Source organism: Achromobacter sp. LC458 (assembly GCF_001005835.2).
Classification (GTDB): Bacteria; Pseudomonadota; Gammaproteobacteria; order Burkholderiales; family Burkholderiaceae_B; genus Achromobacter; species Achromobacter spanius_B.
Genome location: NZ_LBHW02000034.1, coordinates 19,651 through 31,480, shown reverse-complemented (window position 1 = coordinate 31,480; position 11,830 = coordinate 19,651). Strand labels below are relative to the sequence as shown.

The 11,830-nt window shown below is 64.3% G+C and carries 8 protein-coding genes; 2 read left to right on the top strand and 6 right to left on the bottom strand.

Translation table 11 applies throughout. The features are described 5' to 3' along the window. Positions 1–67: 67 nt before the first annotated feature. Entirely contained in the window at positions 68–2,515 is a 2,448-nt protein-coding gene (locus YH64_RS22965; protein ID WP_046802910.1) for a penicillin-binding protein 1A, read from the top strand. Between the two features lie 58 nt (positions 2,516–2,573). Here YH64_RS22965 and YH64_RS22960 read toward each other — a convergent pair whose 3' ends face one another. The 6 genes from YH64_RS22960 to hydA form a co-directional block, all read right to left on the bottom strand. Beyond that, positions 2,574–4,226: an ABC transporter ATP-binding protein gene (locus YH64_RS22960; protein WP_046802909.1), complete on the bottom strand. Its 1,653-nt coding sequence runs from the start codon at positions 4,224–4,226 to the stop codon at positions 2,574–2,576. A 1-nt stretch (position 4,227) separates the two neighbouring features. Further along, the gene (locus YH64_RS22955; protein WP_052945923.1) at positions 4,228–5,124 is read right to left on the bottom strand and encodes an ABC transporter permease; all 897 of its coding nucleotides are present in this window, start codon (positions 5,122–5,124) and stop codon (positions 4,228–4,230) included. A 10-nt stretch (positions 5,125–5,134) separates the two neighbouring features. After that, positions 5,135–6,076, bottom strand: coding sequence for an ABC transporter permease (locus YH64_RS22950; protein WP_046802908.1), 942 nt, complete (start codon positions 6,074–6,076; stop codon positions 5,135–5,137). Between the two features lie 6 nt (positions 6,077–6,082). After that, positions 6,083–7,687, bottom strand: a complete 1,605-nt coding sequence (locus YH64_RS22945) for an ABC transporter substrate-binding protein (protein WP_104142491.1) — start codon at positions 7,685–7,687, stop codon at positions 6,083–6,085. Between the two features lie 68 nt (positions 7,688–7,755). Continuing rightward, the gene (locus tag YH64_RS22940) at positions 7,756–9,198 is read right to left on the bottom strand and encodes an amidohydrolase family protein (RefSeq protein WP_046802907.1); all 1,443 of its coding nucleotides are present in this window, start codon (positions 9,196–9,198) and stop codon (positions 7,756–7,758) included. A 48-nt stretch (positions 9,199–9,246) separates the two neighbouring features. Next, complete coding sequence (hydA, locus tag YH64_RS22935; protein WP_046802906.1) at positions 9,247–10,695, bottom strand: dihydropyrimidinase; 1,449 nt, start codon at positions 10,693–10,695, stop codon at positions 9,247–9,249. Positions 10,696–11,025: 330 nt separating this feature from the next. On the opposite strand from hydA, the gene YH64_RS22930 reads away from it, so the two are divergent. Beyond that, positions 11,026–11,706: a GntR family transcriptional regulator gene (locus tag YH64_RS22930; protein ID WP_046802905.1), complete on the top strand. Its 681-nt coding sequence runs from the start codon at positions 11,026–11,028 to the stop codon at positions 11,704–11,706. Positions 11,707–11,830: the final 124 nt, after the last annotated feature.

The window sequence follows — 11,830 nt, the reverse complement described above, 5'->3', positions numbered from 1 at the left end:
CAATCTTGTTACAGAAACCGATCCCTCACGCTGAGATGGGACCGGAGATACCCGTAAAATCGCCGCGATGAGCAAGCCCCAGAATTCCTCCAAGAAAGACAAGCCCGCCAAGAGCGGCTCCCCGATCCTGCGATTCTTCGTAAAAACCGGCATCCTCTTTGCCGGCCTGTTCCTGTGCGGCGTATTGCTGGCCGGAATGGCGCTGGCGCTGGCCTGGCCGAACCTGCCCGACCTGAACGCCATGACGGACTACCGCCCGCGGGTGCCGCTGCGCGTGTACACGGCCGACCGCGTGCTGATCGGGGAATTTGGCGAAGAACGCCGCAACGTGCTGCGTTTCAACGAAATTCCCGACGTTATGAAGTCGGCGGTACTGGCGGCCGAAGACGACCGCTTCTACCAGCACGGCGGTATCGACTGGACGGGCGTGGTGCGGGCGGGCCTGACCAACCTGATCAACATGTCCAAGACGCAGGGCGCCAGCACGATCACGATGCAGGTGGCGCGTAACTTCTACCTGTCGTCGGAAAAGACCTATTCGCGCAAGTTCTACGAACTGCTGCTGACGTTCAAGATTGAGTCCGAGCTGACCAAGGACCAGATCCTTGAGCTCTATATGAACCAGATCTACCTGGGTCACCGCGCCTACGGTTTCGCCGCCGCCTCGCGCACGTACTTCGGCAAGCCCTTGTCGGAAGTGACCCCGGCCGAAGCCGCCATGCTGGCCGGCATCCCGAAGGCGCCTTCGCGCTTCAACCCGATTTCGAACCGCCCCCGCGCCGAACTGCGCCAGCGTTACGTGCTGGGCCGGATGCAGTCGCTGGGCTACCTGACCGAGCCGGAATACAAGCAGGCGATGGCGCAGCCCATCATCATGAAGTCGGCGGAAGGCACGCCGGCGGGCGGCTATTCGATTCACGGCGAATACGTGGCGGAATTGGCACGCCAGCTGCTCTACAACGTCTACCAGGACAACGTCTATTCGCGCGGCATCAACATCTACACGACCGTGCAGTCCAAGGACCAGGAAGCCGCGTATCGCGCCGTGCGCGAAGGCGTGCTGGAATACACGCGTCGCGCGCCCTACCCCGGCCCCGAAGAGCAACTGGACCTGCCCCCGGGCACCGAAAACAATCCGGCCGCGCTGGATGAATTCCTGGACGGCGTGTTCGACAAATTCAGCGACAGCGGCGACCTGCTGACCGCCCTGGTGTTGTCGGCCAGCCCCACCGAAGTGAAGCTGGCGCGCAGCTCGCGCGAGATCATCACCGTCACCGACAAGAAGGTGCTGGGCGTCGTCGCCCGCGCGCTCAATGACAAGGCCAAGCCCGAACAGCGCATCAAGCGCGGCTCGGTGGTCTACATCCGCAAGTTCGGCGACAACTGGGAAATCATCAACCTGCCGTCGGTGCAGGCCGCCTTCGTCGCCTTGTCGCCGCAAGATGGCGCCATCCGCGCGATGGTCGGCGGTTTCGATTTCTATCGCGGCAATTTCAACCGCGTAACGCAAGCGTGGCGCCAGCCGGGCTCGAACATCAAGCCGTTCATCTACGCGGCCTCCCTGGAGCGCGGCCTGACGCCCGCCACGCAGATTTCCGACCAGCCGTTCGAACTGACGGCGGCGCAAACCGGCTCGAAGGCCTGGAACCCCAAGAACTACGGCAATCAGTACGAGCCCATGCTGACCTTGCGCCAGGGCCTGTACAAGTCCAAGAACATGGTGTCGATCCGCATCCTGCAAGCCATTGGCCCGCAGTACGCACAGGACTACCTGACCCGCTTCGGCTTCGACAAGGCACGCCAACCGGCCGTGCTGCCGCTGGCCCTGGGTGCAGGCAGTGTCACGCCGCTGCAACTGGCCGGCGCGTTCTCGGTATTCGCCAACGGCGGCTACCGCGTCACGCCCTACCTGATCGACCGCGTCACCGACAGCAGCGGCAAGGTCATCATGCAGTCCAAGCCCGTAGTGGCCGGCGACGCGGCGGCCCGCGCCATCGACCCGCGCACCGCCTGGGTCATGGACGACATCCTGCGCGGCGTGGCCACCTACGGCACGGCCGCGCGCGCCCGCGCACTGCTCAAGCGCAACGACATCGCCGGCAAGACCGGCACCACCAACGAATCCGTGGACGCCTGGTTCTCGGGCTACACACCGAACCTGGTGGCAACGGCGTGGCTGGGCTTTGACCAGCCCAAATCGCTGGGCTCGCGCGAGACCGGTGGCGGCGTCGCCATGCCGATCTGGGTCGACTACATGCAAGACGTGCTCAAGGGCGTGCCGGAAGAAAAGCCGCGCCCCCGCCCCGATGGCCTGATCGTGGAAAACGGCGAGTTCTACTTCTCTGAATTCCCGCCCGGACAGGCCGTGGCCCGTCTGGGGTTGGCCGAAGCCGACACCCTGGGCGAGTTCCTGAACGGCCTGGGCGGCAGCAGCAGCCCGGATACGAAGATCAAGGTGGCGCCGGGCGTGGGAACGCAAAACGCGGCTCCGTGGTCGCAGAAGATCCCGTTCTGACGAACAAAGGCCGGCCTGGATAGGCCGGCCTTTTAGTTTTTGGGTAGGCCCCGGCGGCTCACTGCAACGCCGCTTGCGCCGGCCTGAACCGCTTGAAATCCCAATGCCGACCCGGCGCGGCATCCAGCAGCTGGCGCGTGTAGCCATCCTGCGGTCGAGTCAGCACCGCAGCCGCCTCCCCCGCCTCGACGATCTGCCCCGACTTCATCACGACGATCGAATTGCATATCTGCGCCGCCACGCGCAGGTCGTGTGTGATGAACAGCACCGCGGTGTCAGTGCGGGCACGTATGTCTTCGATCAGTTCCAGCACCTGTGCTTGCACCGACACATCCAGCGCCGAAACCGCCTCGTCGGCGATCAGGATGTCGGGCCGCAGCGCCAACGCGCGCGCGATGCAGATGCGCTGGCGCTGCCCGCCCGAGAACTGATGCGGATAGCGCTCCATGGTGTCCGCGCCCAGCCCGACAATATCCAGCAGTTCGATCGCCCTCGCTTGCGCCTCATCTTGCGGCACACCGAAGTTGCGCATGCCCTCGATGATGGAATCGCCCACGCGAATGCGCGCATTCAGCGACCGGTACGGGTCCTGGAACACCACCTGGATGCGCTTGCGCACAGGATGGAATTGCCGTTTGCTGGCCGTGGCGATCTCGGTGCCGTCCAGACGCACGCTGCCGGAACTGGGATCGATCAGGCGAGCGATGCAGCGTGCCAGCGTGGACTTGCCCGACCCCGACTCGCCGACGATGCCGACGATCTCTTTCTTGCGCAGTGTGAAGCTGACGTCGCGCACGGCGTGCACCGCGCGCTTTGCCTTGAAGAAGCCGCGCTCGTTGTAGGTCTTTTGCAGACCGTTGACCACCAGCACAGGTTCGCCTTCGGGCGCCTGCCGAGCGGACGGCGCAAGGCCCGGCACCGATGACACCAACATGCGTGTATAAGCCTCTTTCGGACGCGCCAGCACCTCATCGCGCGTCCCCACCTCGACCAGCTTTCCGCGGTTCATTACCGCAATACGATCCGCAATTTCCGCCACCACGCCAAAGTCGTGCGTGATGAACAGCACCGCGGTGTTGTGCGACTTCTGCAGTTCCAGTATCAACGCCAGGATCTGCTTCTGGGTGGTCACGTCCAGCGCGGTGGTGGGCTCGTCGGCGATCAGCAGCTTGGGGTTCAGGATCAGCGCCATGCAGATGACGATGCGCTGGCGCTGTCCGCCGGAAAGCTGATGTGGATAGGACTGGTAGATACGTTCCACCTCCGGCAAGCGCACCGACTCCAGCATGTCCAGGATTTTGCGCTTGCGCGAGGCCGCGTCCATCGCGCTATGGGTGCGCAGTACCTCGTCGATCTGCCAGCCAACCGTGCGCACCGGATTGAGCGCCGTCATGGGCTCCTGGAAGACCATGGACATGCGGGTGGCGCGCAGCTCACGCAGACGCTCCGGCGTGCACGCCAGCACGTCTTCGCCGTCAAGCAGAATGCGGCCCGCGCTGGGTCGCAGCGCATCCGGCGCCAACAGGCCCATTACCGAAAACGACGTGACGGATTTGCCCGATCCGGACTCTCCGACCACACACAGTGTTTCGCCGGCGTGTATGTCGAAGCTGATGCCATCGACCACGTGGCGCGGCTCATCCGCCGGCGTGCCGACGAGCGTCACCGACAGATTCTGCACTTGCAGCACGGGTATTGTGGAATTGTTCATGTCAGACCCTTCGCGCCATCTTGGGATCAAGGGCGTCGCGCAGGGCGTCGCCCAGCATGTTCACGCTGAGCACGGTCAGCGCCAGGAACATGCCCGGCAGCAGGATCAGCTCGGGCTTGATCTGGAAGTACATCCGGCCTTCGGCGATCACGTTGCCCCAGGACGGAAACTCGGGCGGCATACCAACGCCCAGAAAGCTCATGACCGCCTCGGACAGCATGGCGGATGCAAAGATGAAGGTGCCCTGCACGATCAGCGGTGCCACCGTGTTGGGCACCAGATGGCGACGCATCAGCACGTGCGTGGGCGTGCCCAGCGAAATGGCGGCTTCCACATAGGGTTCGTCGCGCAGGCTCAGGATCAGGCCGCGTACCAGGCGCACCACGCGCGGGAACTCGGGCACGGCAATGGCGATCAGCACGGTCAACATGCTGGCGCCCGTCACCGCCACCAGCGCGATGGCAAGCAGGATGCCGGGCACGGACATGATGCCGTCCATGACGCGCATGATGACCATGTCCGCCGTGCGAAAGTAGCCCGCGACCACGCCCAGCGCCAAGCCCGGTATCAACGCGGCCACGGCCGTGCCCGCCCCGATCATCAACGAAATGCGCGCGCCATGGACCACGCGCGACAGCACGTCGCGGCCATACGCATCGGTGCCAAACCAGTGCTCGGCGGAAAAGCCCTTCAGGCGCTGCATGGGATCGATGGCCATGGGATCGGCCAGCCCCAGCAGATTGGCCGAGATGGCGGCCAGGACGATGACCCCAAGCACAGCCAGTGCCGCCATGACCGGCCACGTGGACAGCGTGCGCACCAGCGCGGGCGCGGGTCGCTTGCGGATGGCGGGCGCAGCGCCGGCCCCACCCGCGATCGAGTGTATGGAAGTAGACATGCAGGTTCCTTCAATAACGGATGCGCGGATCGAACACCGAATACAGGACGTCGATCGTCAGGTTCACCCCGATGTAGACCAGCGAGAACAGCAGGATCAGCCCTTGGATCAGCGGATAATCGCGCGCCAGCACCGACTCGACCACCAGCCGCCCCAGACCGGGCAGGTTGAAGACCGACTCCGTGACGACCACGCCGCTGATCAATAACGCGATGCTCACGCCGATCACGGTGATGATGGGCACGGCCGCGGTTCGCAGCGCGTGCGCCATCATCACGGCGCGTTCGGTGATGCCCTTGGCGCGCGCGGTGCGGATGAAGTCTTCACCCATCACCTCCAGCACGCTGCTGCGGGCGATGCGCGCGATCAGGGCCACAAACCCCGTGCTGAGCGCGATGGTGGGCAGCAACAGGTGCATGCCGAAGGCAACAAGACCCGCCGACGGCGACTTATAGCCCTGCACGGGTAGCCAGCCCAACTTCATGGCAAACAACAGGATCAGCGCATAGCCGGTGACGAAGATGGGCACCGAAAAGCCCAGCACCGAAAACGCCATCACCGCCCGGTCAGTCCGGGTGCCGCGGCGCCACGCCGAGAACACACCGAGCGGCACCGCGATCAGCGTGGACAGCAGGATGGTCGACAGCGCCAGCGCCAGCGACGGCCCCACGCGAGCGCTGATCATCGCGGTGACGGGCGTGCCCGAATGCAGCGACACGCCCAGATCGCCTTGCAGCACCTGGCCGCTCCACAGAAGGAACTGGGTGGCCAGCGATCGGTCCAGCCCCATGTGCTCGCGAATCTGCGCCAGCTGCGTTTCGGTGGCGGCATCGCCTGCCAGCATCAGCGCCGGATCTCCCGGCGTCAGGCGCAGCAGGCAAAACACCAGCACGGCCACCGTCAGCACCACCGGAACGGTCGCCAGGATGCGCCTGAGTAGGTAGCTGAACATGCTGGCTTACCGGCTGGCTTTCTTGATGTTCCAGAACACCGGCGCGGGCGATTCCAACACGCCGGACAGCTTCTTGCTGTAAGCGGCGGCGGTCTCGATCTGGCCCAGTGTGACGGCCACGCCTTCATCCAGCATCACGTCCTGCAATTGGTCGGCGATCTGCTTGCGTTCCGGTTCCGTCGCCGCCACCAGGAACTGGTCACGCAGCGCTTCGACCTTAGGCACGGTCGGCCAGCCGAACCAGGCCTTCTCGCCGTTGGCGGACACGCCATAGTTGCGCAGCGGGTCCATGATTTCGCTGACGTGCCACGTGGTCACGAAAATGCTCCAGCCGCCCTTGGCGGGCACGTCGCGGTTGGCGCGGCGCGACAGCATGGTCATGAAATCCATGGCCTGCAATTGCACGTTGAAGCCGGCCTGGCGCAGCTGCTGCGCCATCACCACGGGAATGGCGGACGCCATGGCAATGTCGGTGGCATGCAGGATCACGACAGGCGCGCCGTCGTACTTGGCCTCCTTCAGCAACGCCTTCGCCTTCTCGATGTTGGACGGCACGATCATGTCGGCGCGCGTATCGCTGGAATACGGCAGGCCGCAGCCGAACACCGCGCCGCAAGTCTTGAAGAATTCCGGGTCGCCCACTTGCGCCTTCAGGATGTCACCCTGGCCGACCGCATACATGGCCGCCTGGCGCACCAGCTTGTTGTCGAACGGCGCATTAAGTTGGTTGAAGCGGTACATGGGCTGGTAGCCCATCTTGTCCAACACACGCAGCGTCAGGTCCGGTGAACCTTTCACCATCGGCACCAGGTCGAAAGGCACGGTCTCGATGTAATCGACCTCGCCGCCCAGCAGGGCATTCACAGTCGTCATCGGGTCGGCCATCGCCACCCATTCCACGCGATCCACGTTGACCACCTTGCCGCCCGCCGTCCAGCTAGGCGCTTCCTTGCGCGGCACGTAGTCGGTGTTTTTTTCGTAGACCGTCTTCACGCCCGGCTGGAATTCCTTCTGCACGAACTTGAAGGGACCGGATCCGGTGTAATCGCTGATGGCCTGTGCCACCGGCGTTTGCGCGACCCGCTTGGGCATCATGAAGCTGGGCAGGCCGCTGGGCTTGCCCAGTGCCGACAGCACGTCGGCAGGGGCCGTCAGCACGATCTTGAAAGTCTTGTCATCGATGACGTCCATCGAGGCAACCAGCGGCATGAGCTGGCGACCGGTCTTGTCCGACTGCGCCCAGCGCTGGATCGACGCCACGCAATCCTCGGCCTTCACGGCGGTGCCATCGTGCCATTTCAACCCGTCGCGCAACGTGAAGGTGTAGGTCTTGCCGTCCGGCGAGATCTCCCACTTGTCCGCCATCTGTGGCTGGACCTTGTTGTTCGCGTCTGTCGCCAGCAGCGTGTCGTAGATCATGTAGGCGTGGTTGCGCGTCTGGTGCGACGCCGTCAGCACAGGGTCCAGCACCGTCAGCTTGCTGGCCATCACCACAGTCAGCGTTTCCGCCTGCGCGGGCGCCCAGGCCAGGGCAGCGGCGCAAGCCACTGCCGCGCCAACGCGGCCCAGGCCATAGCGGGCTTCAAGTCTTTCAGCATTCAGATAAGCCATGTCATTCCCTTGTAGTGTTATGGACGAACTGGGCCTGTGCCGGCCCTTCGGATGGAGTGTCGATCAGGTCACACGACGTCGAATGACAGCGGCGACATCTGTTGCGCGCTGCGGCCGGCCACCAGGTCGCGCGAAGGCACCAGCGCCTCGGCGCGACGCTGGGCCTCGTCTACCTGCTCGGCGGCCTTGCGGTAATCCAGCGTATGCACCTGTCCCTCGTGCAGCACGCGGCGGCCGTCGATATACACGGTGTGCACAGCGCGGTCCGCAGCGGCGTAAACCAGGCTGCGTACCGGATCGCGCGACGGGCGCATCAGGTAATGCGTCATGTCCACCATCACCAGGTCGGCGCGCGCGCCCACCGCGATGCGGCCCAGGTCTTCGCGGCCCAGCGCCTTCGCGCCACCGACCGTCGCGGCGTGGAACACTTCGCCGGTGGTGACCGCGCGCGGCGTTTGCGCCATCAAGCGAGCCAGATAGCCCACGTGGCGCATTTCCTCGATCATGTTGTGCGGATAGGTATCCGTGCCGATGCCCAGGTTGATGCCCGCGCGGCGATAACGCCCAAAGTCGCGCAGCGCCATGCCCCGGCGCATGAAGACCGTGGGGCAGTGCGCCACGCTGGCGCCCGTCTCGGACAGGATGGACAGGTCGGTCGCCGTACCCCAGTGCGTATTCGGGTGGTCGTCCACGAAGATGCCGTGGCCGACAATGCTGCCCGGGTCCAACACGCCCAGGCTATGCAGCCACTGGACCGGTGTGAGGCCATGGCGACGCGTGATTTCGTGAAATTCCGGCAGCGACTGCGCGGCATGAGTCTGCCAGCCGATGCCGCGACGCTTTGCCTCTTGATGGCTGGCCTTCAGCAATTCGGGCGTGCAGGTGTCGATCTGCGCGGGCACCAGCATGCCTGTGAGGCGGCCGCACGCGTGCGCCTCGGCCTTGTCGATCAACGCCAGCGCGCGCTCCATGCCCGCCTCGCCGGCCTTCTCGTTCCAGTCGTACTCCACCACATGGCCGTTGCGCGTGTACCAGCGCGCCGAGCGGAACATGGGCGCGATATACGCCCGCAGGCCGCTTTGCACCATGATGTCGATCCAGTGCTCGTGTGCCACCGACATGTCCACCACGGTCGTCACGCCTGACATCAGCAGTTCGGCGGCGGCCAGCGTCAGCTGCGCGGGCGCGGCCTCGTCGTCGCCTTCCATGGTGGGCATGTACTCGTACAGATTCGAGTTGTACAGGCCCGGTGACCCGGTTTCGTCCGTGTAGCCCTTGTTGATGGGCTCATGCACCAGATGGCTGTGGATGTCCACCAGGCCCGGCATCACCATCATGCCGTTGCCGCTGACGATTTCCGCATCCGGCGTGGCCGCCTGCGCCCCCGCCCCGACGTGCGTGATACGGCCGTCCTCAAAGGCCACGTCGGCGTTCTTCATGTAGACGTGCTGCTGACGCGAGGCGTCCCAGGCAACCACAACGTCGGCGTTCTTGATCAGGGTAGTCTTCAACGTTATTTCCTCTGAAATGAAGGGCGGATATCCATGTGGCGCGCTGCGTTAGCGCCAGTCTGGCCGCGAGCCCTGGCGGGCGCTGGGCGGCGCCAGGCTGGGCAGCCCGCGCGGCAAAAACTTTCCTTGGCCCGGCGTGCCCGTAAAGCGCTCGCCATCCCAAACGACTTGTCCGCGCAACAACGTCATCGCGGGCCACGCCCGCAGCGTCGTGCCCGCGTACGGCGTGTAGTCCACCGCGTGGTGCAGATGTTCATTGGTGAGCGTGAACTCGCGCTCTTCCCAGATCACCAGGTCGGCATCGCTGCCGATGGCCAGCGTGCCCTTTCGCGGGTACAGGCCATAGGCGCGCGCCGGCTGGGTTGCGGTCAGCTCCACGAAGCGATTCACGCTGATGCGGCCGCCCAACACCCCTTCCGAATACAGCAGCGGCATGCGCGTTTCGATGCCGGGAATGCCGTTCGGAATATGACGGAACGCCACCTCTTTGCCGCCGGGCGTCTTGCCGTCCTCGCCGGTCAGGTTGAAGGGCGAGTGGTCGGACGAAAACACCGTGAAAAGGCCGTCCGCCAGCCCCTGCCAGATCTGCTCCTGGCTGGACTTGTCGCGCGGCGGTGGGCTGCACACGCAGCGCGCGCCGAAATAGCTGTCGTCCGTGCCTAGATCCGCAGCGGTCAGAAAAAGGTATTGCGGGCAGGTTTCGGCATAGACATTCAAGCCCTTGGCGCGCGCCTCGCGGATTTGCGTGACCGCTTCGCCGCCCGAGATGTGCACCAGCAAGATGGGAACGTCGATAAGTTCGGACAGCGCGATGGCGCGATGGGCGCCTTCGCGCTCCACCAGCATCGGCCGCGAAACGGCATGAAAGCGCGGCGCGGTGCGGCCAGAGGCCTCCAGGCGGCGCGTCAGCCAGGCGATGCAATCGGAGTTTTCGGCATGAATCATCGCCATGCCGCCATGCACGCGCGCCACGTCCAGCACGTCCAGGATCTGGGCGTCGGACAACTTCAGCGCGTCATACGTCATATACAACTTGAACGAGGTGTAGCCGGCCGCTATCAGGCGCGGCAGCTCGTCGGCCAGCACGGTGGGCGTGGGGTCGGTCAGGATCAGGTGAAAGGCGTAGTCCACGCAGGCTCGGCCGTCGGCGCGCTGGTGGTAATCGTCGATGGCGGCCTGCACCGTGGCGCCCTTGCGCTGCGCCGCGAAGGGGATCACGGTGGTCGTGCCCCCGCAGGCGGCCGAGCGCGTACCCGTGAAAAAGTCATCCGCCAACTTCACGGGCGGCGCCATCGGCTGGTCCAGGTGGCAATGGGCGTCGATGCCGCCCGGCGTGACCACGCGTCCGGCCACGTCGATTTCACACATGCCCGCCGCCAAGCCGCGGCCGATCTGCACAATGCGGCCGTCCACGATCCCCAGATCCGCGCGACAGGTATCGCCGGCCGTTGCCAGCACCGCGTCGCGCAGCACCAGATCAAAACCTTGCTTCGTCATATGCGTCAGCCCGTCTGATCCGCCCTTTCCCTGCCGCGAAAGCGTGGCGGAATGGGCATGTTGTGAGCGGATTCTAGGCCGAATACAAAAATGATTACGCTAGTGATTACCCTGAAATATACATTTCAAGGTCGAATTGTTAACATTATTTTTGACGCTGACTTCTGGACCTTGCCCAATGCCGACGGATGATCGGGTATCTTCACGTTCATCCGCCAAGTTGCGGCCAACGTGCAGCCTATAAGCAAACCTACAAGCGGCAACAGACCGCTCATTACCCGTGGCGGCGATCCCGCCCCGGCTTCCTACGCGCAAACCAAGAACGAGCCCATGGCATCAGACAAACGCGAAAACTCGGTCACCGGCATCTACGAGCGCATCTACCGCGCCATCCTGGACAACCGCCTCAAGCCCGGCACCAAGCTGGTCGAAGAGCGCCTGGCCGAAATCTTTGAAGTCAGCCGGCCGCGCATCCGTGAGGTTCTTGCGCGCCTGGCCCACGAACAGATCGTCGAACTTTTCCCCCAGCGTGGCGCCTACGTCGCCAAGCCGTCCATCGAAAAAGCGCGCGACGTCTTCGAGGCGCGCAGGCTGATCGAGCCCGCCGTCGTGCGCCGCCTGACGCAGAACCTGACCGCCGAGAAGCTGGCGCGCCTGCGCGAACACGTGCTGTTGGAACACGATGCCCGCAAGCGCGACGACAAGCGCGCCATCATCCGGCTGGCCGGCGAATTTCATATTCTTTTGAGCGAGCTGGCGGGCAACGGCGAACTGGCGCGCACGATGCGCGAGCTGTCCACGCTGACCTGCCTGGTCATCTTCCTGTACAACCTGCCCACCGCCACCAGCTGCCGCGACGACGAACACGAGCTGATAACCGAAGCCATCGCGGCGCGCGACGCCCAGCGCGCCGAGGAATTGACGCTGCATCACCTGGAGCACATCGAACAAAGCGTGAAGCTGGAATCGGTGGAAGAATCGGTGGACCTGGAAGAAGTCTTCAAGTTCTGACCCACATTGACCGAACCCCAAGCGAAAATAAAGAAAAGCCCCGGGGTGTAAAACCCGGGGCTTCGTTGCATCTGAAGGGCCGGCCCATGACGGCCGGCCTTATCAGTCCTTGTTACTTTGCGAG

What these genes read in the sequence shown, in the direction of transcription:
- YH64_RS22960 (WP_046802909.1), bottom strand. Translation starts at nt 4,226, where the DNA reads ATGAACAATTCCACAATACCCGTGCTGCAAGTGCAGAATCTGTCGGTG.
- hydA (WP_046802906.1), bottom strand. Translation starts at nt 10,695, where the DNA reads ATGACGAAGCAAGGTTTTGATCTGGTGCTGCGCGACGCGGTGCTGGCA.
- YH64_RS22930 (WP_046802905.1), top strand. Translation starts at nt 11,026, where the DNA reads ATGGCATCAGACAAACGCGAAAACTCGGTCACCGGCATCTACGAGCGC.
- YH64_RS22950 (WP_046802908.1), bottom strand. Translation starts at nt 6,076, where the DNA reads ATGTTCAGCTACCTACTCAGGCGCATCCTGGCGACCGTTCCGGTGGTG.
- YH64_RS22945 (WP_104142491.1), bottom strand. Translation starts at nt 7,687, where the DNA reads ATGGCTTATCTGAATGCTGAAAGACTTGAAGCCCGCTATGGCCTGGGC.
- YH64_RS22965 (WP_046802910.1), top strand. Translation starts at nt 68, where the DNA reads ATGAGCAAGCCCCAGAATTCCTCCAAGAAAGACAAGCCCGCCAAGAGC.
- YH64_RS22955 (WP_052945923.1), bottom strand. Translation starts at nt 5,124, where the DNA reads ATGTCTACTTCCATACACTCGATCGCGGGTGGGGCCGGCGCTGCGCCC.